At 36.5% G+C, this 25358-nt stretch carries 19 protein-coding genes; 8 read left to right on the top strand and 11 right to left on the bottom strand.

Annotation, left to right across the window (positions count from 1 at the left end; translation table 11 throughout):
• Positions 1-70: 70 nt before the first annotated feature.
• Positions 71-430: an SPOR domain-containing protein gene (locus ACE1ET_RS03675; RefSeq protein ID WP_375727008.1), complete on the top strand. Its 360-nt coding sequence runs from the start codon at positions 71-73 to the stop codon at positions 428-430.
• Positions 431-449: 19 nt separating this feature from the next.
• On the opposite strand, the gene ACE1ET_RS03680 is transcribed toward ACE1ET_RS03675, so the two are convergent.
• Positions 450-3428 carry a PEP/pyruvate-binding domain-containing protein gene (locus ACE1ET_RS03680; protein ID WP_375727009.1) on the bottom strand — a complete coding sequence of 993 codons (2979 nt, stop codon included), beginning with the start codon at positions 3426-3428 and terminating at the stop codon, positions 450-452.
• 168 nt (positions 3429-3596) lie between these two features.
• Here ACE1ET_RS03680 and ACE1ET_RS03685 point away from each other — a divergent pair, with 168 nt between their 5' ends.
• Complete coding sequence (locus tag ACE1ET_RS03685) at positions 3597-5639, top strand: DUF349 domain-containing protein (RefSeq protein WP_375727010.1); 2043 nt, start codon at positions 3597-3599, stop codon at positions 5637-5639.
• 54 nt (positions 5640-5693) lie between these two features.
• Here the strand turns inward: ACE1ET_RS03685 and ACE1ET_RS03690 are convergent, their stop codons facing one another.
• Positions 5694-6359 carry an energy transducer TonB gene (locus ACE1ET_RS03690; protein WP_375727011.1) on the bottom strand — a complete coding sequence of 222 codons (666 nt, stop codon included), beginning with the start codon at positions 6357-6359 and terminating at the stop codon, positions 5694-5696.
• A gap of 128 nt (positions 6360-6487) precedes the next feature.
• On the opposite strand from ACE1ET_RS03690, the gene ACE1ET_RS03695 reads away from it, so the two are divergent.
• Complete coding sequence (locus ACE1ET_RS03695; RefSeq protein ID WP_375727012.1) at positions 6488-7597, top strand: DNA polymerase III subunit gamma/tau; 1110 nt, start codon at positions 6488-6490, stop codon at positions 7595-7597.
• 262 nt (positions 7598-7859) lie between these two features.
• Entirely contained in the window at positions 7860-8231 is a 372-nt protein-coding gene (locus tag ACE1ET_RS03700) for a hypothetical protein (protein WP_375727013.1), read from the top strand.
• A gap of 2 nt (positions 8232-8233) precedes the next feature.
• Here the strand turns inward: ACE1ET_RS03700 and ACE1ET_RS03705 are convergent, their stop codons facing one another.
• Together ACE1ET_RS03705 and ACE1ET_RS03710 are read right to left on the bottom strand one after the other, a co-directional pair.
• On the bottom strand, positions 8234-9535 hold the full coding sequence (locus ACE1ET_RS03705; protein WP_375727014.1) for an acetylxylan esterase: 1302 nt from the start codon (positions 9533-9535) through the stop codon (positions 8234-8236).
• Positions 9536-9649: 114 nt separating this feature from the next.
• On the bottom strand, positions 9650-11242 hold the full coding sequence (locus ACE1ET_RS03710) for a S8 family serine peptidase (RefSeq protein ID WP_375727015.1): 1593 nt from the start codon (positions 11240-11242) through the stop codon (positions 9650-9652).
• Between the two features lie 205 nt (positions 11243-11447).
• On the opposite strand from ACE1ET_RS03710, the gene ACE1ET_RS03715 reads away from it, so the two are divergent.
• Positions 11448-13043, top strand: a complete 1596-nt coding sequence (locus tag ACE1ET_RS03715; protein WP_375727016.1) for a LamG-like jellyroll fold domain-containing protein — start codon at positions 11448-11450, stop codon at positions 13041-13043.
• Between the two features lie 16 nt (positions 13044-13059).
• Here the strand turns inward: ACE1ET_RS03715 and ACE1ET_RS03720 are convergent, their stop codons facing one another.
• The 3 genes from ACE1ET_RS03720 to ACE1ET_RS03730 are packed head-to-tail and all read right to left on the bottom strand — an operon-like array spanning position 13060 to position 15020.
• Positions 13060-13335: a hypothetical protein gene (locus ACE1ET_RS03720; RefSeq protein WP_375727017.1), complete on the bottom strand. Its 276-nt coding sequence runs from the start codon at positions 13333-13335 to the stop codon at positions 13060-13062.
• A gap of 10 nt (positions 13336-13345) precedes the next feature.
• Positions 13346-14446: a hypothetical protein gene (locus tag ACE1ET_RS03725; RefSeq protein WP_375727018.1), complete on the bottom strand. Its 1101-nt coding sequence runs from the start codon at positions 14444-14446 to the stop codon at positions 13346-13348.
• Entirely contained in the window at positions 14430-15020 is a 591-nt protein-coding gene (locus tag ACE1ET_RS03730; RefSeq protein WP_375727019.1) for an RNA polymerase sigma factor, read from the bottom strand. The genes ACE1ET_RS03725 and ACE1ET_RS03730 overlap by 17 nt, the downstream gene beginning before the upstream one ends.
• A gap of 104 nt (positions 15021-15124) precedes the next feature.
• Here ACE1ET_RS03730 and ACE1ET_RS03735 point away from each other — a divergent pair, with 104 nt between their 5' ends.
• On the top strand, positions 15125-16990 hold the full coding sequence (locus ACE1ET_RS03735) for a vWA domain-containing protein (protein ID WP_375727020.1): 1866 nt from the start codon (positions 15125-15127) through the stop codon (positions 16988-16990).
• An 89-nt stretch (positions 16991-17079) separates the two neighbouring features.
• Positions 17080-18264, top strand: coding sequence for a C1 family peptidase (locus ACE1ET_RS03740; protein WP_375727021.1), 1185 nt, complete (start codon positions 17080-17082; stop codon positions 18262-18264).
• 29 nt (positions 18265-18293) lie between these two features.
• Here ACE1ET_RS03740 and ACE1ET_RS03745 read toward each other — a convergent pair whose 3' ends face one another.
• Both ACE1ET_RS03745 and ACE1ET_RS03750 read right to left on the bottom strand, forming a co-directional pair.
• Positions 18294-18938 (bottom strand): response regulator, encoded by a 645-nt coding sequence (locus ACE1ET_RS03745; RefSeq protein ID WP_375727022.1) that lies wholly within the window; start codon positions 18936-18938, stop codon positions 18294-18296.
• Positions 18939-18940: 2 nt separating this feature from the next.
• Entirely contained in the window at positions 18941-20818 is a 1878-nt protein-coding gene (locus ACE1ET_RS03750; RefSeq protein WP_375727023.1) for a tetratricopeptide repeat-containing sensor histidine kinase, read from the bottom strand.
• Between the two features lie 242 nt (positions 20819-21060).
• On the opposite strand from ACE1ET_RS03750, the gene ACE1ET_RS03755 reads away from it, so the two are divergent.
• Entirely contained in the window at positions 21061-22503 is a 1443-nt protein-coding gene (locus ACE1ET_RS03755) for a trypsin-like peptidase domain-containing protein (RefSeq protein WP_375727024.1), read from the top strand.
• A gap of 78 nt (positions 22504-22581) precedes the next feature.
• Here ACE1ET_RS03755 and ACE1ET_RS03760 read toward each other — a convergent pair whose 3' ends face one another.
• Together ACE1ET_RS03760 and ffh are read right to left on the bottom strand one after the other, a co-directional pair.
• Entirely contained in the window at positions 22582-23448 is an 867-nt protein-coding gene (locus ACE1ET_RS03760) for a bifunctional 5,10-methylenetetrahydrofolate dehydrogenase/5,10-methenyltetrahydrofolate cyclohydrolase (RefSeq protein ID WP_375727025.1), read from the bottom strand.
• A gap of 7 nt (positions 23449-23455) precedes the next feature.
• Complete coding sequence (ffh, locus tag ACE1ET_RS03765) at positions 23456-24784, bottom strand: signal recognition particle protein (protein ID WP_375727026.1); 1329 nt, start codon at positions 24782-24784, stop codon at positions 23456-23458.
• Positions 24785-25358: the final 574 nt, after the last annotated feature.

Here is a 25358-nt window from a genome sequence, read left to right on the forward strand (position 1 = left end):
ATTTCGCTTGAATGCGTTATTTTTTTTTAAGTATCATTGTAAGCCAATTCGTTTAATCCTCAAAATTGATATGATGAAGAAATATTTTCTTTTACTGATTGTTGCAGTGTTAGCGGTTACATCGTGTAAAACACATAAATTCGTTGTTAAGGAAGAAGTAGTTTCAGTTGTTAATGCTTCGCCTAATGATATCTCATACAAATATTATGTAATATTGGGTAGTTTTGAGAATCTGAAAAATGCGAATAATTATGTGGAAGAGATAAGTAATAAAGGTTTTACTTCACCTGTTATCTTAAAGAGTGAACTCGGATTTTACCGGGTGGCAGTTTACTCTTCCGATTTTGAAAAGGATGCCAGAAACAGAATTGCTTCCATCATGGAAATGTATCCGGAGCATAAAGATGTCTGGCTGCTCATAAAGAAATAAAAAGATGATGGAAAGGCTGTTATTCGTTTACCACAATAACAGCTTTTCTTTTTTTACCGTCCAGAATTATTTGCAACGGTTTGTCGAACCTGACATGTTTGAAGTATTTTGTTTCTGAAATCAATTCCCCTCCGTTCAGCATCTCTGTATTAATAAAATTATCCTTTGAATTAAAAGGAACAGAAAAATATCCCACATTCATAGATGTTACATTATGAAAAAAATGTGAACCAAGCGATGCGTCAAGTGGGAAGTCCTTTAATCCGATTTCTATGATTACTCTCGCTTTGGAAATATGGGACCATAAGACCGGAATTCCGGTGAATTTATCTCGTGTGCCCCACCTTCCGGGGCCGATCAATACATATTCCCTGTCTTCTGCAGAAAGCTGACGATTCATGATTTTTATTTCATTAGCCATCTCATCAGTTTTTGTACGATCGAAGTTATCGGTATTCATGTAAATCACATCTTTTACGTTTCCGAACTTTCCGTTACCCATTCCTTTGGACGCAATTAGCAAGGCTTTGGATTCATCATATTCCTCATCTTCGATATTGACGTCCAGTTCTTTCTGAATAAGTGGTTTTATCTGAACCAGAAATAATGTTGGTTTTTTATCCGGTTCCGATGCGAAATCAACAACATACTCCAGTTCCACAGGAGAGCCCATAGCTTCGGTGCAGAGCTTTAATAGAGTTTCTATTGCATTTGCAAGTGGAAACTTGTCATAAAGTAAGATGTTTGCAAAATTCACTACGCGGGGGCCTTTTTTCTCAAAATCATGTTCCAGCCGTTCATTCTGGTAATCATAAACTTCGGCACAATTCTCCAGAACTCCGTCTTTTTCAGCTATCGAAGTGCTTAATTTTTCAATAAACTGATTTTCATGTTCAACTTTTATATCTTCCGGTTTGACGTTATTAAGTTTTAACCCATAAAAGTAGGTCTGTGAATCTTTAATCTGGTCACTTAATGATTTTAGTTCAAGCTTTGGATATTTTGGACAGAAGCGGTGCGATTTTTCTCCACCTACTACATACATTCCCAGTCCAACTGCTGCAACAGAAAATCCGTCATCCGGTTCCATATAGGCAAATGGATAATAGTTGTAGGATTGGGCTACTCCGCTCATATCGGAGTAAAAATAATTCTCATGTGTATTCCCTATTACTTCCTGGATGATAACGGCCATTTTCTCCTCTTCAATTTTGTAGTTCACTGCATTAAAATAGTTACGGGAAGAATCGCTGAAAATGGAGGCATAAACCAATTTAACCGCACTTTGCAACTGGTTAAATCGTACCGTAACATCTTTGTGGTTGTTGGGGATGAGATATGTGTTATAAACGCCTGAAAAGGGTTGCATGAAGGAATCTTCAAATAATCCTGAGGACCTAATGGCTAAAGGTTTTCTGGAATTTAGGACATATTCAAATAAAATTTCCTTTAATTCAGGTGAAAGCTCGCTGTGCAAAAAGCGATCTTTGATGAAATCATACTCTCTTTCCTCCACTCCATATATTAGTTCAGAAAGGTCATTTTTATCGATGAAATATTCGAATTCCTCTATTCCGATAATGGCCGTGGAAGGAACGGCAATACGAATACCGGGAATAAGCTTTTCAAAGTTGATATTTTCAATAAAATCGGACAGAAAAGCTATACCACGTCCCTTTCCTCCGAATGAACCGTTGCCAAGTCTTAGAATGTAACGTCTTGTATTAATGTGACTTGGGTCAAATCTGACAACGCGACCACGTAATCGCTTTAACCTTACATTTTCAAATGCATCAAGTACGGCCCGCCTTAGTGCATCAACAGAAGTAAAATCGGTTATATCGACAGGCCTCAGTTTTTTTGCCAGGTTTATTTCTCCTCGAGCCATGAGCCAGGTTGAAAAACCATTCCTGCTTCCGTGATATAATAAGGATTCATTTGGGATAAGCTCAAGTTTTTTCTGAAATTCTTTAAGATTTGTAGCACTGTCAATAGGATTACCGTCAATGTCTTTAAAAATAAAGTCCCCGAATCCACAACGAGACATCAGGAAATGCTGAATGTCATGCGCCAGGCTTTCGGATTCCTTATGAATGAAATCAACGTTAAGATTATCTGCCTTTGCCCTGTTCTTCATGTTGGAAGATTGCATCAACATAGGAATCTCGACTTTATCCCGAACATAATTCAGCAAATCAACTCCCGAATATTGAGATGGAATACCGTTCTTATTAAAGGAAACATCTGAAATGACGCACAATAGATTTTCGGTGTACTTATTTACAATTTCAATGGCTTCTTCGTATGATGTTGCCAGCAAGATTTTAGGTCTTGCTCTCATTTTTAGGATCTTATGAAGTTCATCTACTGTGTGTTCATGAATAATCTCCTGAGTTTGTTTCATTACGATTGAATAGAGAAGAGGAAGGTACCGGGAATAGTAACGGACCGAATCTTCAACCAATAGTATGACCCTCACATTACCAATCATTGTGTCCGCAGATGCATTGGTTTTATCCTCCACATATTTTGACATTGCAAGGAATATCTTGCTATCCCCGTTCCATACAAATATGCGTTCAAAATTCCGGCTCTTACCACCTTGCATTTTGAAGTATTTCAGATCTGAATTATTATTTACCAGCAGTAAAATGGGAACTTCAGGAGTTACTTTTTTAATTTTTGCAGCCAGTGATATAGGTGAAAGACGGTTGAGTCCAGCCGTCAAGATAATCATATCATAATTGTTATACTGCAGCTTTAAAAGGGCCTCTTCGTCAGATGAAACACTTGTGATTCGAGGAGCAGCATAAAGGTTTAACTGAAGATACTCACCCACAATACGGTCAAAGAACTGACCTTCACTGGTTATCGAAAATGCATCATAAAGTGTAGCTACCAAAAGGATTTCTTTAACTTTAAATGGCATTAGTTCCTGGAAAATGTCACGGTCAGTTTTCTGTTTTTTGTATAGTGTGTTCAGCAGAGGAATTTCCATAAATACAGAGTTTAGACTAATATATAATAAAAAGATGAGCTTAACAATAATGTCTGTCAGTAGGAATAATATTTCGTGATAATCCCTAAACTTCTGTATTTAGTTCGTTTTTATCTATTTTTATTTTAATTTTATAAAAATTGTGTAACGCTCCAAAATTGTTTTGTTATGAACAATGATCTTGAAAAAATGCCTGAAAAAGAAGGCATTCATACAGAAGAAAACACCAGTTTATCAAAAGATACAGATCAAAAAAAGATTTCAGTAGATAACGAAGAAATTAAACCCGATGTTGACGGAAAGGTTATAGAAGAAGAACCATCTGCGGAGGAATCAGTGGCTGGAGATGAAAAGGAATCTACTCCTGTAGAGGAAGACGAATCTGAATCTGTAGACTTGCAGAAAGAGGAAAATGAAGGCAGCGACGAATCTGAGGATATTGATGATGATGATAATGAGAACGATACGGAAGAAGAAATAGACGAAGTTGATCATGAATCTCTTACCAAGGAACAACTTGTTATCCGTCTGAAGCATTTAATAGAAACAATTCCTCTTACCTCCAGGAACCTGAAAGATGAGGTGGAAAAAATAAAAAATACCTTTTACGAAAAATATCAGCATGAGGTATCTGTAACCCATGAAAAATTTATTGCAGGTGGCGGTGAAGAAAAGGATTTTAAAATGCCACCTGATCCCCAGGAACAGCTACTCAGTGAGCTTTTGGCAGATTACCGCAAAAAAAGATATGAGTTACTTAAAAGGTTTGAAGCAGAAAAGGAACTGAATTTACTGGCTAAGCGTGATGTAATATCAGGAATTAAAGAGTTGATCCAGAGCGAAGAATCTATCAATAATACGTTTAATAATTTCAGAGAACTACAAAAACGATGGAAGGAAATCGGTCCTGTTCCTCAGGCAAATGTCCGGAATCTTTATGAAAATTATCACCATAGCATAGAGATGTTCTATGATTACATAAAGATTAATAAAGATCTTCGTGATCTTGATCTGAAAAAGAATCAGGAAGCTAAAGAGCATTTATGTGAGGTTGCTGAAGAACTTCTGAACGAAGAAAATGCAGTAAGTGCATTTAATAACCTGCAGGAGTTACACAAGGAATGGCGTGAAATAGGTCCTGTTCCTAAGGAGTTTAAAGAACCGCTTTGGGAAAGATTTAAAGAAGCTACGGCTAAGATCAATAAAAAACATCAGAAGTATTATGATGATATAAAGGAAAATCAGAAGGAAAATCTTGAGAAAAAGTCCTCTCTTTGTGAAAAAGTTGAAGAGATTGCGGGTCAGTCTTATGAGCGACCTAAGATATGGAATAAGAAATCGCAGGAAATTATTGCCATTCAGAAGGAGTGGAGAACGATTGGTTTTGCTCCAAGAAAATATAATAACAAGATATACGAACGATTCAGAAAGGCCTGTGATGAGTTTTTTGATAATAAACGTAAGTTTTATCAGGAATATAAAAAACTACAGGATGAAAACCTTGAGATGAAACAGGCGTTGGTGGATAAAGCTGCGGCATTAAAGGATAGTGAGGACTGGAAAAAGGCTACCAATGAGCTGGTCAGAATACAGAAAGAATGGAAAAAAATTGGCCCGGTTCCAAGAAAATTTTCAGACAGTATATGGAATGAATTCAGAAATGCATGTGATCATTTCTTTAACCGCAAGAAAGAATTTTTTCACGATATTGATAAGGTTCAGGATGATAATCTGAAAATGAAGAAAAAACTTGTTGATGAGATAAATGCATTTGAACCGGGAGAAGAAAATGAGGAAACAATTCGGATCCTTCATGAATATAAGGATAAGTGGAATGATATTGGACATGTTCCCTTCCGCGATAAAGATGCCATATATAACGAGTATCGTAATGCAATAAACAGGCATTTTGATAAGCTGAATATGGATGAAACCAAGCGCGAGGTGGAAAAATACCGATCTAAGATTGAGGATATTCAGGTTGGTCATAATTCTGATGACAAGATGAATTCAGAACGTAACAAGCTGCTTAATAAATACAGAACACTTGAAAATGACATTGCAGTTTGGGAGAACAATATCGGATTTCTTTCTACGGGCAAAAAGTCCGGTTCAGTTGTCAAGGATTACGAGCGAAAAATTGAAAAGGCTAAGGAAAGGCTTGAAATTTTGAAGAAGAAGATAGACCTGTTAAATGATATGCAGGAATAAAAAAAGTGCTGAAGAATTTCTTCAGCACTTTTTTGCATTTAGAGCAGTATGTGCTTAATTATTTGTAAAGTTCTTTGTTGTAAATATTATTACGCCATCAGCGGCTCTCTGGCCATATTTTTCTATTGCCTTTTTACCTTTGATAACGCGCACTGATTCGATATTGTCTGCGTTGACTTTCATGTCCTCATTCACAATTTTACCATCAATTACATACAGTGGATTCTTTTTTACAGGCACAGCAGATTTGGCTTCCTTTTGCACTGTTTCAGCGGTTTGATCCTGAACAGCAGTATTTTTTGTAACCGGCTGCATCATTGTTGCTGTAGCTGTACTTTGGAAAGGGATATCAATATTAATCTTACAATTGACAGGTTTTCCGTTTATTTCGGCGGGAGAAAATTCAGGCATAAGATCAACCAGACGCAATGCTTCTTTATCCAGAGATTCTTCAACCCCTTTTGAAATGGAAGAATTAAGAATTTCACCATCAGATGAAACAATGAGTGAGACTTCAACAGTACCAGTGACATTTTTTTCTCTGGCCTGCTCAGGATACTGCTGATAAAACTTGAGGAAATCGGCAAGACTCATCTTCCCCTGCGCAAATATTGGAAGTACAGTGACTTCGGATGCATTATATACTTTTTCATCGTTTTGGGAAAAACCCGGTACTGAGATCAATAATGCAAAAATGAACAAAATACTTTTCTGTAACATGGCTCTAGATTTTTCGTAATGTATGCAAAATTTATACCAAAATGTTTCTTTAAATGTGAATAACTATTCATGAACTCAAAGGGACACACTTTTAAAATTAATTATATTTGCACAAAGCAGCACAATAAATGGATAATTTTGTAGTATCGGCACGAAAATACAGACCACTGAGTTTTGATACCGTGGTTGGACAGAAGTCCATTACGGGGACATTAAAGAATGCCATAAAAACAGGACACATTGCGCATGCCTACCTGTTTTGTGGACCCAGAGGTGTTGGTAAAACAACCTGTGCCCGTATTCTTGCCAAAACGTTAAACTGCTTTCATCCAACTCAGGATATTGAAGCCTGTGGCGAGTGTGAATCATGTAAAGCATTCAGTGAGAATCGTTCCTACAATATACATGAGCTTGATGCAGCCTCGAATAATTCCACTGATGATATTCGGCTTCTGACTGAAAAAGTGAGGATCCCACCGCAAATCGGGAAATACAGTATTTACATCATTGATGAGGTACATATGTTGTCGCAGCAGGCTTTTAATGCGTTTTTAAAAACACTTGAAGAGCCGCCTAAGCATGCCATATTTATTTTGGCCACTACAGAAAAACATAAGATTATCCCGACAATATTATCCCGGTGTCAGATTTTCGATTTTAACCGTATCAGTGTAAAGGATGCCATAGATCATCTGGAATATGTCGCTGAAAAGGAAAATGTAACAGTTGAACCTGAAGCACTGTCTGTGATTGCTCAAAAAGCAGACGGAGGTATGCGTGATGCGCTTTCAATTTTTGATCAGGTTGTAAATTTCAGCGGAACCACTGTGACGTATGAGAAGGTCATTGAAAACCTGAATGTTCTGGATTATGATTATTATTTCAAGCTTGTAGACCATTTTCTTTCCGGAAATGTTTCCCAGTCGCTTTTGATTTTTAATGAAATATTGAATAAAGGATTCGATGCCAGTCACTTTATTAACGGATTAAGTTCGCATTTCAGGGACTTACTGGTATGCAGGGATACACAAACAGTAGCTTTACTTGAGGTAGGTGATGCGATAAAAGAGAAGTATATAACACAAGCTAAAAATTGTGATCAGGTTTTTCTCTACAAAGCATTGGAATTGTCTAACGAATGCGATCTGAATTACAGGTTAAGTAAAAATAAGCGGTTATTGGTTGAATTAACCCTGATTAAGTTGGCTCAGTTAGCCAACCAAAAAAAAAATAACTGAACAGGTTGATGAAAAAATTCTGGCTCCCATTAATGCTGAGGAGCCTAAGCAGAAACCTGCAAAAGTAGAAAAGGAAAAGTCAGAAGTTGAAACTACCTATCAATCTGTTTCTGAAAAACCTGATTCAGTTCAGCCACAAAAACAAATTCCTAAAAAGGTCAAAAGCGTTAGCGGTTTAGGTTCTATCGGAATATCCATTAAAGGTAATGCATCCCAGGACGGGAATGAATCGGTAAGTTCTTCAGGTGAATCAACTTCAAAAATGAGGCAAAAATTTACTGAGGAGTCTTTATTGAAGGAGTGGAACAATATGATCTCCGAGATCGCTGAAGATAAGGTGCATTTGGCAGAAACACTTAAGTCGCATCAACCTGCCCTGTCTTCTGATGAAGTGTCGATTAAGCTAACGGTTCACAATAATATTCAGGAAAAAAGAATTGTGGAGGAACAAAGCCTGATTATGGATCATTTGAGGTCAAAACTGAAAAATGATGATATTCGTTTGGTTATAACTGTAGATGAAACAGTGGAGGAGAAAAAGTTTTTCACCAATTCAGAAAAGCTTCAGCGGATGATCAGCAAAAATCCTGATCTGAACCTTTTACGTAAAATGTTCGATCTTGATCTGGAATAAATCTATTTCAGATTGTTTTTAATCCAGTCAAGAATAACATGCCTTGTTTCTGTTGAAACCCAATGTTCATTAACTGGTGTAATTAATGCTTCTTTTTGGGAAGTAATTGAATTATAGACACAGTAGCTGGTTGTTGGAGGACAGGTATTATCGTTATATCCCCATGTCATAAAAACCGGAACCCTGATTAATCTGGCAAAATTGACCACATCGTAATATTTAAGCGTGTTTAGTTTGGCCGGAGTGTCCATGCCTGAGAATTTCGTAAATAGATGCGGATAACCTCCTGCGCGACCATATTTATAGCCAATCATATCGCTCAAAGCCGGATGATTGGCTGCGCAGGCTGTAATACGTGAATCCAGTCCTGTTGTAATCAGTGATAGAGCTCCACCCTGACTTCCGCCCTGAGCTATCAGGTTTTTACCGTCCCATTCGGGCAGGGATGTCAGAAAGTCAAGGGCCCTAATGCATGCCATATAAACTTTTTTCATATAATAGGAGTTCTTGTCGTCAAGGCCATTTACGAGATAGCTGTTATTGCCTTTCCCAAAAGCCCTGCTGATCTCTTTATATGTATCTGTATCAAGATCAGGTCTGATACCATGGATCTCCATATCAAATCGAATAAAGCCTTCCTCAGCATAAAAGATATGCTTCATCGGATCCATCGGTTTGATTCCTGCTCCGGGAGGTGAAAATACAACCGGAAATTTACCTTCTTTCCTAGGAATAGTCAGATAACCATATACATAATGATCTTTTTTATAAACCTGCAGTTTCACCAGATAGCAATCCACTTTATCACTTGAAAATTCCGGAACAAAAGTTTTTTCATTTTTTTCAGGACATTTAGCTGCTTTTGTTTTGGCTTCGTCCCAAAACGCAGAAAAATCATCGGGAAACGTTGTATAAGGTTTGAGTTTATCAGGTTCAAAACCAACTTTTACATGGTGTTTGTATGTTACACCGTTTAAAGTGGTTTCCAGCCTACAATCTCTGAATCCGGGTTCTTTCATGGTGCCAATGGACAATACTGCCTGACCGTTTTTTAATGTAATCGTACCGCTTTTTTCTGCCGCCAACAATTCGGGACCAATGCTGTACCTTATTTCTTTATCATTCACAGGGATGCCGTATTCGTAAAGAGATATAGTGACTTTTGCCGTCTCGTTTAATTTATATATCCAATTATCATGATCCGGAGTGGTAACCCATAAAACATTGCTTCTGTATGGATAATTTTCTGCAAGTAAGTTAACTCCAACAAGTATTCCTATTAATAATATTATACTCCTTTTCATAATATCCAATTTTATTATACCCCTCAGTTTTAGATGTTTTTATCTGAATGGGTAAATTACGATTATATTAACAGAATGAATTCACTAAACATTTTTATTGGTGTGGATTTAGTTTCACATCTGACTTGATGTTGCAGTATGTTTGTTATTCATTAGCTTTTCTGCTGATAAATAAGAACTGTATGCATTGACGATACCTCCAAACTTGGATAGTTCACTAAATGCAACTTTTTCCTTTTTTTTGTTTTCCAGTCCTGGCTTTATGACTTTTCTGGGTTTTTTAATATCAAAACATCCGTCCTCTAATACTTCTATGAGTTCCTGAAAAGTCAGTTCAGGGAAATACGATAATATTAATGCAGCTATCCCTGTCACAACGGGAGCCGATACACTGGTTCCGTCGTGCAGATTATATAATCCTGCTGAATCCAATGATACCAGATTGATACCTGGTGCAAAAAGATCAACATTTTCTTTTCCGAAGTTCGAAAATTCTGCTGCCAGATCTTTCTTACAAAACATATTAGATGCACCTACATTAATCCAGTTTTTAGCTACGGTGCTATCCATATAGCTGTCGCAAGGATAGGTTCTGTTTTTGTCAATATCAATACCGTAATTTCCTGCGGCATGAATGATCAATACATTATGGTTTTCAGCGTATTTTACAGCATGGTCAACCAATTCCTTATTTGGTGATATTTTTTTACCAAAACTCATATTTATGATCCGGGCTCCATTATCTACTGCATAAATAATTGCCAATGCAATATCTTTATCCCGCTCATCACCATTTGGTACAACTCTTAAACTCATTATTTTTACACAGGAAGCAATTCCATTGATACCTATTCTGTTATCTCTGTTCGCAGCGATAATTCCAGCAACAGAGGTTCCATGGTCAGATTTTGGCCCTGTTACGTTATTGTTCCCATAGTTCTTAATATCAAAGTTGTTTGGATTATCATTGATTATTTCCCTAGGATTAAAATCTGTATTAAGGAAATAGGCCAGAAATTCGTGATTCCTTATTTTAAGGTTTTCCAGCTCCTTTTCATTAAATCCTTTTGAATATAATTTTTTAAGAAACTTTTTAGCACCATTTACTCTTTGGTCATAGGAGACAATTTTTTTAAGATCGGATTTGGTTTTAACCCGGATGCCTGTATTATCAAATATGACCTTTTTTGCCAGATTATATGATTTATCGAATTTTATAATTAACGCACTGTCTTCCCTTCTTTTAGTTAATTCTTTTTCATAGAGTTCCAAAGCTTCACTATATTTTTTGTTCTGTTTGTTCTTGATTATTCTTGTATATTCAAAGTTTTCAAAGTTGATGTTTTCTCCTTTTTCATTGCCTATAAAATTCCAACCGTAAACATCATCTGTATAACCGTTCTCATCATCGTCAATTTGATTATCAGGTATCTCATCAGTATTGATCCATATTTTACCTGTTAAATCCTCGTGATTAATATCCACACCTCCGTCAATTACCGCAACAATGATAGTATCTTTGGGTATGACTGTCTTTAATTTGGTTTTGTATAAAAGATCAACACTTGTCCCTAAAATTTTATCCGTTTGGTAATCTTTATTATACCAGTCAATAAATTCTTCATCAAATGCATTAACTGACTTTTCCTGACTCTGGATATTATTTACTAACAACAACAATAATAGTATCACAATAATCTTTTTCATAGCTATAATATTTTATTCATAAGTTGGATGGAAATTCAAGCACGATAAAAATATTAGTTAAATAAATCCTTTTTTCTCAAATGAACAAATTTAGAATTAGGTTTTTGCATCATTAAGCAGATGCCAGTTAGAAAACTATCTATTCAATTTCGTAAAATTTAATTAGTTTTGAACTGTATAACTTTATTTTCAATCTACCTCTGTTATGATTTCAAATCTGCTTAAGGTATTTTTTGTATTAGTACTATACCTCTCTTTATTCACGTCCAGTTCATCAGGTATAAATTATGTGACCTGGAAGTTTGATAATCTTTCTACTGTTGGCGGTGTTTCTGTGACTCCGGAAGGTAATCCTGAACTCATTTCAATAAATACTGCACAAGCGGTTTTGTTTGATGGGGTTGAAGATCGCATTGTTGTTGATGCTAATCCCCTGATTGGAATGGATGAGTTTACGTTTGAAGTTGTTTTCAGGATAGACAGAGGTGGAATTGAGGAGCAAAAGTTTGTCCATATGCAGGCCAGTCCGGATATAAGAATTTTGTTTGAGATTCAGTTTGAAAATGACAGTATGTGGTACATGGAGAATTATATTCAAACCGGGAGTGGTGAGAGCCAGAATATTCATTTGATGGATCCTGTGAAATTACATAAAGCAGACCGGTGGTATCACGCGGCAGTTGTGTATAAGGATAAAAAGTTTATCCAGTATATTAACTATAAAGGAGAAAATACCGGTTATCTGGATTGGGTCAAACCAGAAGACGGAGCGGTTTCGGTAGGTGCAAGAATGAATCAGACAAATTACATGACCGGAGCTGTACGGGAAATCCGGTTTGCGGATGTGGCCTTGGACAGCAGTCAGTTTCTTTATTCAGGAGAAATACTGGAAGAGAATGAAACATTTGTTTTGGATAATCTGAATGCATTAAATGGTTATGATATTCAGGTTTTTGGGAATCCTCAGATTGTGGAAACAGAGATTGGAAAAGGAACTGCATTTGACGGTGAGGGAGATGGCATATATATTTTTAACAATCCAATTGGCAGTAGCCAGGTATTTACCATTGAAACAATTGTAAAGCCAAATGATGTTTATCCGGCTAATGCCGAACCACGATATTTTCACATTGAAGATGCCAATAACAGCAACAGGCGCATCACGATGGAACTGAGACTGAATAATAATCATGAATGGTATTTTGACGGTTTTCTAAGGGCCGATGCTAACTCGCTGGGCTTAATGGAACAGGGACTTACGCATCTTCTTAATGGTTGGCAGCATATGGCGATTATATACAATAACGGGCATTTTGAAACTTACGTCAATTACAAAAAAGAGCTTGAGGCAGATTGGGATCATTTACTGTTGCCATTTTCAGATGCGACAAAGATGTCTGTTGGAATGCGGATGAATAAGGTAAATTACTTTAACGGTATAATTCAACGTATAAGAATAACCCATGCTGTTTTGGACAGCAGTGAATTTATGAAGATTCAGACTGGCGAAGTTACGGGGAATCATGAAATCTACTGCCCGTCAATGAATCTCAATTTCAAAGTTTTTCCAAATCCGGTTAATTCCGGTTTCGAAGTTGAAGTCTTTCAGTCTGAAGAAGGGATGGTAACAATGCAATTATTTACCATTGAGGGCGCTAAAGTGGATGAAATGAAGAATTGCTATTTACAGGCAGGAACATCGAATACCAGTATCGAATTTCGAAAATATAACGCTGGTTTATATCTTCTGAAAGTCAGAAACAGCAAGCATGAAGCAGTTCAGAGAATTATGATCATGTGAAATGATCATAATTAACCTATTTTTTAAGTTTATTCAATGCATCAAATAATTCAAAGACTTCCTTTACAAATTTCTCCTGAATTTCTCTGTAGAAAGCTTTGGCTTTACCTTCCTTTTTGTAGCCGTTGATTGATTTTATGGTATTATTTCTTAAAAGTACAGCTTTTTCAATAACCGCACTGAGCTTTTCTTCCCTGGTTTCAGGGAAAAGATATTGTACAAAAAATGCCTGAGATATCACTTCTGATGTTAGGAAATTAACATCTTTTTTTAAGTCTCTGATTTTAGCCATATCTGATTTGTTAAAATATTAATTGAATGGAAGCTCTGGACGTTGTAGGCTCACTTGAAATATAAGCAGGGGTCCAGTTTCCACTATTTTTCAACTCTTTAATAATTTTTCTGTCTGTTCTTCTGTTTATACTTTTTGTGACTTCAAAATCTGATAATTCTCCTTCCTCATTTATTGTGAACCAAACTTCAAACTCTCCCATTGCATCGGGTTCCTCTTCCATGATTTTTCGGAAAATTTTGCCTTTGTAATTATCCAGATCCGTTGGAGGTTTGGCAGCAACAGCACTTTGAACAGTACGGTTCATTACTTCATTCGAAGCTTTTTTTGCCATATTGCTGTCAGACTTAACACCTGACGCTTTATCAGATAGCGGTTCTTTTAATTCTACAGCATCTGTAGCTAATTTTGTTGATCCTACATCGTTCTGTTGTGAAATGGGCTTTGACTGAGCGTTGCCGGATGTAACTTGTGTTGGCTGCATTTCACTCTCGTCATTTATCTCCAAAACAGTACCGGATTCTAAATTTGATTTTTCCTTTAAATTCAATGTGGCGGATGCCTTCTTAGGTTCCAGTTCTTCCATTGCATCTGATTCAGTTCTTCTCGTTTCTCTGCGGGTTGTTTGGACAGGAATGTTAACCTTAACTTCGGCTAGATTTTCGGAATCCTCCATTTCTTGCACTACCGTATCCATATCATTGCCAAATAATGGTTTTGGTTCTTCCTGAACCAATTTTTTTGTGCTCTGGGCAACTTTTGAAGGCATGATAGTATCAGAAGAACGAGTAAGGTAAATTACAACACCGGATGCAGCAAATAACAGGATCAGAACAGCTGCAACACGGATCAGTAAACCGTATGAAACCTGTTTTTTGTTTGCATCAAAACCACTTTTGCGGATTAATCGTGCTTTTAAATTTGATATATCATTATCGAGAGATGCCGGTGCAAAGTTCTCCAATCCATCAAACGCATCGTTACTGAACGGATCATGCATAACCTTTTTCTCAACCTCATGCATTTCTCCTGAGGAGAGACTATTAGTAAAATAATCCCTCAGAATCTGCCAGGTAAGCCTGTTTTTACTATGACTATGCTGCTTCTTCATTAATTTCCAAACAACGCTTCAAATTTCGTTTCCCGTTCTGTAAATAACTTTTAACCTTTTTAATAGATGTATTCAATATGTCAGCAATTTCCTTGTAACATTTTTCCTTGAAGTAAAACAGTGTTATGCTGTCCTTCTGAAATTCCTTCAAATTCTCAATGCATTTGTATAGCTGACCTTCCTTGTTCTTTTCAAAATCATCCTTGTTTATATGAGTAAAAAAATCTTCAAATTCCACAATTTCGGAATAACTTTTTTCAGAAATTAACTCAACTTCAGACAACTGCTGTTTTTTCTTCAAAATGGAAAGGCAATGATTCCGTGAAACAATGTATAACCAGCTTTTAAAATGTTTTACTTCGCTTTTTCGCAATTCATTTGCAACTTTTTCATAAATCTCCATGGTTGCATCCTGACTGTCTTCGCGGTTTTTAAGATATTTAAGGCATAAGCCGTAAACCAGATGTATATACCTGTCGAAAAGCTGACCAAGAAAAGCAGAATCTCCCGACTCGCGGTAACTGTCCACGAAAAATGAGTCGTTATTTTCTGTATTTTTCAGAATGTTCAACATGCTGGTTTAAAAAAGTTTACAAATACTATCCGGGTAAATTTAAAAAATATTTATGGAATATCTCATTTTTTAAGTCTCAATGGTAAAATAAAAATCATTGAGTTATGAAAAAGTTATTTGCAGTTATTTTGACAGTTTTAAGCGTATCCCCTTTGCTCTCACAAAATATTATCAGAGGGAAAGTTTTAAATGAGAATGATAATTCTCCGGTTTTCATGGTTAAAATCACAACCGCCAAAGAGCTGATTTATACTGATAAAGGTGGAGAATTTCAGTTGCTCTTTCACGATTCAGATTCAATAATTACCCTGCAAAAGGATGGATTCGAAACGTTAACATTTCCAGCTAAATCCAATGGTGTTAATACCATTAAGTTAAAGCCGATTGCTCAGGTGTTGGATTATGAGGAAGATAACATGAATACATTGTACACCCCTAAAACCACTGGTGTTGCAACAGGTAAAAGAGTAACCAAATCAAGAGCGGAACAAAAAATAGTTTTACAGGAAGCAGTTGCTTATGATATGGCAATAAATTATGTTGTTCCTCCGGTTTATTCAGAATCGAATACAGATGAATACAGTCAGTTTGAAGAATCAGGATTTAAGGCGGTAAGGTTACATCCGTTATCTACTTTTTCAGTGGATGTTGATGTGGCATCGTATGCAATTACACGGAGACATATTAATAATGGAATGTTGCCACCTCCAAATTCAGTCAGGGTAGAGGAGATGATCAATTATTTTAAATATCACTATCCCAAACCGGACAATAAGGAACCTTTGGCAGTTTCACTTGCAGCAGATAAATGTCCGTGGAATCCGGATCATTATCTGGTAAGAGTTGGTTTGCAAACTAAAGAAATTAAAACAGAAAAGTTGCCCCGATCAAATTTTGTGTTCCTTATTGATATTTCAGGATCTATGAGTTCACCCGATAAACTTCCCCTGGCAAAAGCCAGTCTGAAAACATTTTTAGGGACGCTCAGAAATGATGACAGGGTAGCTATCGTGACTTATGCCGGAAGTACAAGAGTCGCTCTGGAATCTACGTCTGTTAAAAACAAACAACAGATTACGCGTGCATTGGATAATTTATCTTCAGGAGGATCAACAGCCGGTGCCGAGGGACTAAAACTGGCTTACAGTGAAGCGGAAAAAAGCTTGATAAAAGAAGGGAATAACAGGATTATCCTGGTAACGGATGGTGATTTCAATGTCGGACCAAGTTCGGTAGATGATCTGAAACAGTTGATAAAAGAAAAACGTGATAAAGGAATCTGTATTTCCATTTTAGGTTTTGGTCAGGGCAACTTAAAGGATAACCGGATGGAAGCTATTGCTGACAATGGAAACGGAAATTATGGTTACGTCGATAATCTGCAGGAAGCACACAAAATACTGATGAAAGAATTCTCTTCAAACTTGTTTGTTGTCGCCAAAGATGTTAAGATACAGGTTGAATTTAATCCGGCGCGGGTTGCATCATACCGGTTGGTTGGGTACGACAACAGGGCTTTGGCTGCAGAGGATTTTAACAACGATAAAAAGGATGCCGGCGAGATGGGGGCCGATCAACAGGTTACCGCACTTTATGAAATTTCTCTTGTTAACTCTGACGGTAAGCCCGTGGTTGATCCGTTGCGCTATGGGCAAAAGGAAAAACAGGAAAAGGCTTTCATGAATGAATTGGGTACTGTGAAAATAAGATACAAAGATCCTGATTCAGAAGTGAGTAAGTTGATTGTCGGAAGAATTGACGATTCTATTTTAAAAGATGGAAATTCTGACCCCGAATTCAGGATGGCAGCATCGGTAGCCATGTTTGGTCAGATTCTGAGAAAATCGGATTATGTTGAAAAAGGCGATCTTTCCACAGTAGCAAATATGCTTACAGATCTGGATTATGCAGATAGGGATGGTTATAAGGCTGAATTTTTAAGATTAGTTGAACTGGCCTCCAAATTATGATTAATGTCATGTATTGGCTTTTTAAGCACCTTCGGGTGCTTTTTTTTATGTTGTATTTTTTATTTTTGAAGCTTCTAAAAACACAACGAATGAAAAATTTAGTCAAAATTATTATGGTGCTGTTCATAGCGTCAGGAGCCTCTGCACAGACCGACTCAGGTTATGTATTTACAACTATTAAGGATTTACCGGCTACGCCTGTAAAGGATCAATACAGAAGCGGAACCTGCTGGAGTTTTTCCGGATTATCATTTATCGAATCAGAAGTATTGAGAAAAGGAGGGGATACACTGGATCTGTCAGAAATGTATGTTGTCCGGAAATGTTATGACTATAAAGCAGAGAAATATATTCGTATGCACGGAACTATAAACTTTGATGCTGGAGGTGCATTTTTTGATGTTTTCTGGGTACTGGATCATTATGGTTTATTTCCGGAATCTGCCTATAAAGGTTTGAATTATGGAGAAGATAAGCATGTTCATGGTGAAGTAAACGGTGCGTTACAATCATTTGTAAAGTCGATAGAAACCAATAAAAATAAAAAACTTTCCACAGCATGGAAAGGTGCAGTAGATGGAATACTGGATGCCTATTTCGGTAAAATACCAGAATCATTTGTATACGATGGTAAAACAACTGATGAAACTGATTTTACACATAAATATGTGGATGTCGATCCTTCTGATTATGTCTCAATAACCTCATTTACCCATCATCCGTTTTATGAAAAATTCATACTCGAAATTCCGGACAACTGGCTTTGGGGAGCATCGTACAATGTGCCACTGAATGAAATGGCAGAGATTTGCAGGTATGCTGTTGAGAATGGTTACACCATTGCGTGGGGAGGAGATACAAGTGAAAAGGGATTCAGCTTTAAAAATGGAATGGCAATAATCCCTGATGCTGATACCGAGGATATGAGTGATCTGGAACGCGCAAAATGGGAGAATATGTCACAGAATGATAGAGACAGAAAGCTTTATACTTTTGATAAACCAGGCAGTGAGAAAAAAATAACACAGGAAATAAGGCAGGAAGAATTTGACAATTACCAGACAACTGATGATCACGGTATGCACATTACAGGCATGGTAAGAGATCAGAACGGAACAGTGTATTATAAGGTAAAAAATTCGTGGAACACAAATAATATATACGATGGTTATTTGTATATGTCTGAACCATATTTAAAATTGAAGACCATGAATTTTGTAGTTCATAAAGATGCTATTCCAAAGGAAATCCGTAAAAAACTGGGAATCAAATAAACTTAAGTGTGCCTGATGGCACACTTAAGTTACATTTCTATTAATCCTTTCTCAAGCCCGAATTTTATAAGGCCGGCTATATTTTTAACATTACACTTGATAAACATATTCTTTCGGTGTGTTTCAACAGTATTAGGACTTTTTTTAAGCATTTCAGAAATTTCTTTTGTAGAATATCCCTGGTATATAAGTTGCAAAACCTGTTTTTCCCTTTTTGTTAACTGAACAGAGTCATTTTCTACTGTTTTTTTCTCATTTGTCAATGCTTCAATAATAACATCTTTTATACTGGTGTCAATATAGACTTCTTCCTTATTAAGGTTCTCAAGTGCTTTTTTAAGGTCTTCTTCCCCAGCAGATTTTGAAAGTATGGCTGTGATTTTTTTTCGCAGAAGTTTTTTTACCATCCACTGGTGTGAATGCATTGTTATGACAATAATTTTAACTGACGGATATTTTTCATTCAGAACATCTATAAGCTCATTGCCATCCATTTCCGGCATCTCGATATCTGTAAAAACAATATCTACTTTATTATCCTTTACGAGTTCAAGTGCTTCTTTACCATTAGATGCATTGCCGATAATAATCAGATCTTCAAACTGACTGATCAGACTACCTAAACCACTGAGAATAAAAGGATGATCATCAACAACGATTACATTTTTTTTCATATTTATTTTTTTAGGGGAATTATTAAATTTATTGTTGTGCCTTCGTTTGGCTCGGACTCAATTGTAAGTTCACCTTTTAAAACTGTCGCCCTTGACCGCATGTTTTTGAGTCCGATTCCTGACCATAATTTATTAGTGTCAAAACCTATCCCGTTGTCTTCAATAATCATGGTAAGCGAGGTTCCGTCATTTACGATCTGTATATCCAATTCGGTAGCTTTTGCATGTTTAATCACATTGGTAATTGCTTCCTGTATCATTCTGTAAATTTCTTTCTGTGTATTAATATCAATATCATCCCAGTTTTCAATCGGGAATGCATTAAAACTGATCTCAAGATCGTGTTTGCCAGGAAAAAACTGAATCAGGTTCATAATGTTATCATTTAACGATTCAGAACCAAAATTTGGCAGTGAGAGATTTTTTGATATTGACCGGACCTCCATGTAAGTATCCTGAAGAGATTTTAGCAGGTAGACGGCTTTTTTATCTGATTTAGAATTACTAAAAACAGATTCGAGTTCCATCTTTATTCCGGCAAGTGTTCCTCCCACTCCATCGTGAAGTTCTTTTGCCAACCGCTCTCTTTCTATTTCCTGACCCTGTAATTGCGCAATTGCAGCCCTTAGCTCAACCTTTCGAAGGTCTTCCTTATGTTTTTTGAGTGATAATTCCTCATTCTGCTTCATAATGAGTTGCAGGTTGTGATGTTTTTCACGTTGATAATTGACAATGAAATAACTGGATACCACAAGTAGCAAAAAAAGTGTTGAGCTAATAATAATAAGCATTCGGGTCTTTTTTATATCCTTTTCATTTTGCGCATTTAAAAGCTTGAGGCTATTTATTTCTTTGGCTCTGTTGAGCAGTTCAACCTGATTGCTGAAATTCTGAGTTGCAATTTTTTCTTTTTCTTTCAAAACAGAATCTGCGGCAATGTAGAATAATCTGTAATAGTTGTTGGCTTCCTTATAGTTTTTGTTTTTTTCAAGTATTTCTGCGGATGAAATCAATGATGACAGGTTGTCATTTTTCTTTTTTAATGCATATGCTTTACCTAAATAGAATTCAGCATCAAAAAAATTGTTCCCCAGTGCAGATATCCTGGCCAGATCAGTATAACATTCATAAGTCAGGCTGTCATTTTTTCTGCTCAATGAAAGTTTTAGTGCTTCATTGAGATGTCTTTTGGCAAAATCATAGTCTTTTTCGAGTATTTTTACTTTGCTGTAACTGATGTGGTTTTGGATTAAATCAGTGGTGTCCTTTAAATCCAGAAATAAATTGTTTAAGATGAATTTGGCAGAATCAGGGCGATTCATTTGTATATATGACAGGGCTAGTTGAGATTCCAGATTATTAAGGACCTTTTTATTATCAAGAGTTTTGGCAATTCTTTCTGCTTTTCGCAGGTATTTAATTGCCATAAAATAATTGGATTGTTTGATCAGGCTTTTTGAAAGGGACTGTAATGTTAATAACTGAAGACTTTGTCTATCTGTCTTTTTTGCTGTTTCATAGGCATTCAGAAATGCTGTACTTGCAGCGAATTCAGAACCTAATTTACTGTAAGTTTTACCTGATAACCAGTAAGAATGAACAAGGATAATGTCATACCTGGCATTTTCTAAATCTTTAATTTGAAAAATGGCCTTAGCTGCAAATTCCGATGTTTTTCGTGGATCGGAATCGTAATAATAGGTAGCAAGCTTGAAAAGCAGATTGATACGGATCTGATCAGGATAACGATCAATGTTTTTTTCTATGCTTTGAGCGATAGAATCGTTGCTAATAACAAAAGCCTGTGAGCTGACATTGAGATGCAAACTTATCATCAGGAGCAGAAAATATAATGATTTATTGAATATTGGAATCTGCATTGTGAATTTCGTTTGCTTAGGTTGCATAAAATTTACAGAAAAATTAATATGTGTTTGTTAGTTCTGATATTCAATTCCATAAACCAACAAACAGTGTTTACAAAGGTAAAAATTATCATTTCATTTACAATGCATTGTTAAGCACTAAAAATAATTGTTAAATATGCATTACGTTTGATCAAACATGGAATGATATTTGGTAATATCGTTCTAAAATATAATGATTTAAAATTTAAGGCGATATGAAACGAACATTGAAAAACACAATCGGGACAGTTACTATTGCTGTGGTTTCGGCTGTTCTAACCATTTTAATCTACACCAACATTAATACTCATGAGGCACAGGTTATTCAGACTGAACAGACCGTAAAACCTACCTATGCAACTTTACCGGCATCACCGGCCATAAACACAGATTTTACGGAGGCAGCAGAATCCAGTGTTCAGGCGGTAGTACATGTTAAGGTAAAAGTGAGCTATAAATCAAATTATGTTGATTTATGGGATTTGTTACGCGGTAATGAACCACAGGAAAGAATTTTTGAGGGTTCAGGATCAGGCGTTATAATTAGTAAGGACGGATATATTGTTACCAACAATCATGTTATTGAAAAATCAAACAATATAGAGGTTATTCTTAATGATAAAAGAAGGTATGATGCCCGTTTGATAGGTACGGATCCAACAACAGACATTGCACTTTTGAAAGTTGATGCTGACAATTTGCCAGCAATCCCATTTGGGAATTCTGACAATCTGAAACTTGGCGAGTGGGTTTTGGCTGTAGGCAATCCATTTAATTTATCAACAACTGTTACTGCAGGTATTGTAAGTGCAAAGGCCAGAGGTATAGGAATATTGGGAGATGCGACTCACATGGGAATTGAATCGTATATTCAGACTGATGCTGCAGTAAATCCCGGCAATAGTGGTGGAGCTCTTGTGAATACAAGTGGCGAATTGGTTGGGATCAATTCAGCTATTGCTTCGCCAACAGGAGCTTATGCCGGTTATTCTTTTGCGGTTCCCGTAAGTATTGTAAAGAAGGTGGTTGCCGATCTCATGGAATACGGGGAAGTACAACGGGCATTTCTTGGTGTGATGATGCGTGACATTGATGCTGATTTTGCCGAAGAAAACCACTTGTTGGATATGAAAGGTGTTTACGTAAATGAGCTGGTAGAAGATGGTGGTGCCAAAGAAGCCGGTATTAAAGCTGGAGACGTTATTGTAGGAATTAATGGTGCTGAAGTGAACTCCGGATCACAGTTGCTTGAACAGTTGAGCAGGTACAGACCGGGTGATAAAATTACGGTAGATGTTAACAGGAAAGGAACCAAGAAGGAATTCACAGTGACGCTTAAAAACAGGCATGGTGACACTAGTATTATACAGAATGGATCAGCTGATCTGATTCTTGGTGCTGAATTTGAAAAGGCTGATCAGAAATTGTTGCAGCAACTTGGATTAAGCCATGGCGTACAGGTTACTGATGCAGGAGATGGAAAATTCAGTGAAATAGGTATTTCTGACGGATTTGTCATCACAAAAATCAATGATCGTCAGATTAATGAAGTAGACGATATCAGTGCTGCAATGGAACGCGTAAGAGGTGGATTATTCATTTCGGGTGTATATCCGAACGGCAAGAAAGCATATTACGCTATAAATCTTGAAGATTGATTTAGTTGACAGTATAATAAAAAACGGGATGAAATTTCATCCCGTTTTTTATTATGTATATTTTGATTGTATAATCTTCTACCTGTTTTTTGCGGCAAGTAAAGTGTTTTTAAGCAATGCTACTCTTGTCATTGGCCCGACACCTCCTGGAACAGGTGTGATAAATGCGCATTTCTCCGCAACATTTTCAAAATCGACATCTCCTTTTAGTTTCCAGCCCGATTTGGTTTTATCGGATTTTACACGTGTTGTGCCCACATCAATTATCGTAGCTCCATCTTTTACCATATCAGCAGTAACGAATCCGGGTCTGCCAAGTGCCGCAATTAAAATATCAGCATCAGCACAAATTTCCTTAAGCTTTTCTGTACGGCTGTGAACCACGGTAACTGTAGCATTCATCTCTTTTTGAGACATTAATATGCTTAACGGTCTGCCAACTATATTGCTTCTTCCAATTACAACACAGTGTTTCCCCGAAGTTTCAATTTTGTAACGTTTTAAAAGTTCAACAATGCCATAAGGCGTTGCAGAAACAAAGCCTGGTAAACCCACAACCATTCTTCCCACATTTTCAGGATGAAAACCGTCTACATCTTTATTTGGATTGATGGCTTCAATTATTTTTTGTTCATTAATATGATCCGGTAAAGGTAACTGTACTATAAATCCGTCAAGATTCGGATCATTGTTAAGCTCTTCAACTTTCTCCAATAATTCATTTTCGGTAACATCATCCTCATACCTGATAAGTGAAGACTTAAAGCCTACCGTTTCGCAATCTTTTATTTTGTGAGCTACATAAGATTCGCTGCCACCATCATGTCCAACAAGTACTGCTGCCAGATGAGGTGCTTTATGTCCTGCAGCCAGCATATTTTTTACTTCTTCGACTATTTCGGTTTTTATTTGTTCTGAGGTTGCTTTACCGTCAATTAATGTCATAATCTTTTTATTTGAATTTCATGGAATTCATCATTCGGGACACATTTTTACCTTGTGTCATCATACGCATCATTTTGCGGGTCTCATCAAATTGTTTGATGAGTTTGTTGACTTCCTGAATATTTGTTCCTGAGCCATGTGCGATTCTGTTCCGCCTGCTTCCGTTAAGTATTTGTGGTGATTCTCTTTCTTCAGGTGTCATTGAATGAATAATGGCTTCAATATGTTTAAAAGCGTCATCGTCAATGTCAATATTTTTCATGGCTTTACCGACACCTGGAATCATGGATGCAAGATCTTTCAGGTTCCCCATTTTTTTGATTTGGTTGATTTGCGAAAGAAAATCATTAAAATTAAACTGGTTCTTGGCAATCTTTTTCTGAAGCTTACGTGCCTCGTCAGCATCATAGTTCTCCTGTGCTTTCTCAACCAGCGAAACTATGTCACCCATTCCAAGTATTCTGTCTGCCATTCGGGTAGGATGGAACACATCAAGTGCTTCCATTTTTTCTCCCATTCCAACAAATTTTATTGGCTTATCTACAACAGAACGTATAGACAGAGCGGCACCACCACGGGTATCACCATCGAGTTTTGTTAGGACAACACCATCAAAATCAAGTCTGTCATTAAATTCTTTTGCTGTATTTACAGCATCCTGACCTGTCATTGAATCCACAACAAACAGAATTTCGTGTGGATTTACGGCTGATTTAATGGCAGCAATTTCATCCATCATTTGTTCATCAATGGCTAAACGTCCTGCAGTATCGATGATCACAACATCGTTGCCTTTCATTTTTGCCTCTCTGATAGCTTCTTTTGCAATTTTAACCGGTTCTTTGCTCTCAAGATTTGAAAAAACAGGTACATCAATTTGTGATCCCAACACTTTTAACTGTTCAATTGCAGCCGGACGATACACATCTCCTGCCACAAGCATCGGTTGCTTTCCTCTTTTCCGTTTAAGTTGATTCGCCAGCTTACCTGAGAATGTTGTTTTACCGGAACCTTGTAAACCGGCAATAAGTATTACAGCCGGGCTTCCTTTAATATTAATATCAACACTTTCGCCGCCCATTAATTCGGCCAGTTCGTCATGGACGATTTTTACCAGCATCTGTCCTGGTTTTACCGCCGTCAGTACGTTTTGACCAAGTGCCTTTTCTTTAACCGTGTTGCTGAAAGTCTTTGCTGTTTTAAAGTTGACGTCGGCATCAAGCAATGCACGTCTGACATCTTTTAATGTTTCAGCAATATTTATTTCCGTTATCTTTCCCTGTCCTTTTAAAAGCTGAAAGGATTTCTCTAATCTGTCTGTTAAATTTTCAAACATTGTACTACCTGTTTTGTCAATTGTGCAAAAATATAAAAAGGATAGAAAGTATTACCATACTGAATGGCAAAATTATTTTTTATTTGAAATAAGTGTAAATAGTCATAAAATGAATTTTTCTGAATGTATGAAATCGTTTACAAATAATAATTTGTTCTGCAAATATTTGATATAGAGATTTTTATTTTCATATAGTTTTGATTGATTGTGTAAAGTGAACACTTATTAATTGTGTCATAATGTGTAAATAATTGAACAGTTTGTGTATTGTAAATGCTTGTTAACATTCATAATTTTGAAATTAGCATTTTTTATGATTTGGTTGATAATTGTATTGAGTTAAAATGTTAATTTAATTTCTTGTCAATAAGAATATTAGGGTATTTAAAGCAAGAAATAATTAAGTTTTATAATCAAAAATTCTTAAATTTAATCATTAAAAAATACTGAGTCAGATCAATGTCAATCGCTAACTTTTAAATTGATCAGGAATATTATGAAAAAAACCAACCCAGCAATTCTGAATAAGAAATGGTTATTTCTTAAATATTGCAGTAATCACTGCAGTATACAT

This window comes from Quyinboa mangrovi, from assembly GCF_042219825.1.
Taxonomy (GTDB): Bacteria; Bacteroidota; Bacteroidia; order Bacteroidales; family UBA5342; genus JBHJHP01.

What these genes read in the sequence shown, in the direction of transcription:
- ACE1ET_RS03715 (WP_375727016.1), top strand. Translation starts at nt 11,448, where the DNA reads ATGATTTCAAATCTGCTTAAGGTATTTTTTGTATTAGTACTATACCTC.
- ACE1ET_RS03720 (WP_375727017.1), bottom strand. Translation starts at nt 13,335, where the DNA reads ATGGCTAAAATCAGAGACTTAAAAAAAGATGTTAATTTCCTAACATCA.
- ACE1ET_RS03675 (WP_375727008.1), top strand. Translation starts at nt 71, where the DNA reads ATGATGAAGAAATATTTTCTTTTACTGATTGTTGCAGTGTTAGCGGTT.
- ACE1ET_RS03705 (WP_375727014.1), bottom strand. Translation starts at nt 9,535, where the DNA reads ATGAAAAGGAGTATAATATTATTAATAGGAATACTTGTTGGAGTTAAC.
- ACE1ET_RS03680 (WP_375727009.1), bottom strand. Translation starts at nt 3,428, where the DNA reads ATGGAAATTCCTCTGCTGAACACACTATACAAAAAACAGAAAACTGAC.
- ACE1ET_RS03690 (WP_375727011.1), bottom strand. Translation starts at nt 6,359, where the DNA reads ATGTTACAGAAAAGTATTTTGTTCATTTTTGCATTATTGATCTCAGTA.
- ACE1ET_RS03700 (WP_375727013.1), top strand. Translation starts at nt 7,860, where the DNA reads ATGAGGCAAAAATTTACTGAGGAGTCTTTATTGAAGGAGTGGAACAAT.
- ACE1ET_RS03730 (WP_375727019.1), bottom strand. Translation starts at nt 15,020, where the DNA reads ATGTTGAACATTCTGAAAAATACAGAAAATAACGACTCATTTTTCGTG.
- ACE1ET_RS03745 (WP_375727022.1), bottom strand. Translation starts at nt 18,938, where the DNA reads ATGAAAAAAAATGTAATCGTTGTTGATGATCATCCTTTTATTCTCAGT.
- ACE1ET_RS03735 (WP_375727020.1), top strand. Translation starts at nt 15,125, where the DNA reads ATGAAAAAGTTATTTGCAGTTATTTTGACAGTTTTAAGCGTATCCCCT.
- ACE1ET_RS03760 (WP_375727025.1), bottom strand. Translation starts at nt 23,448, where the DNA reads ATGACATTAATTGACGGTAAAGCAACCTCAGAACAAATAAAAACCGAA.
- ACE1ET_RS03710 (WP_375727015.1), bottom strand. Translation starts at nt 11,242, where the DNA reads ATGAAAAAGATTATTGTGATACTATTATTGTTGTTGTTAGTAAATAAT.
- ACE1ET_RS03740 (WP_375727021.1), top strand. Translation starts at nt 17,080, where the DNA reads ATGAAAAATTTAGTCAAAATTATTATGGTGCTGTTCATAGCGTCAGGA.
- ACE1ET_RS03755 (WP_375727024.1), top strand. Translation starts at nt 21,061, where the DNA reads ATGAAACGAACATTGAAAAACACAATCGGGACAGTTACTATTGCTGTG.
- ACE1ET_RS03725 (WP_375727018.1), bottom strand. Translation starts at nt 14,446, where the DNA reads ATGAAGAAGCAGCATAGTCATAGTAAAAACAGGCTTACCTGGCAGATT.
- ACE1ET_RS03695 (WP_375727012.1), top strand. Translation starts at nt 6,488, where the DNA reads ATGGATAATTTTGTAGTATCGGCACGAAAATACAGACCACTGAGTTTT.
- ffh (WP_375727026.1), bottom strand. Translation starts at nt 24,784, where the DNA reads ATGTTTGAAAATTTAACAGACAGATTAGAGAAATCCTTTCAGCTTTTA.
- ACE1ET_RS03750 (WP_375727023.1), bottom strand. Translation starts at nt 20,818, where the DNA reads ATGCAGATTCCAATATTCAATAAATCATTATATTTTCTGCTCCTGATG.
- ACE1ET_RS03685 (WP_375727010.1), top strand. Translation starts at nt 3,597, where the DNA reads ATGAACAATGATCTTGAAAAAATGCCTGAAAAAGAAGGCATTCATACA.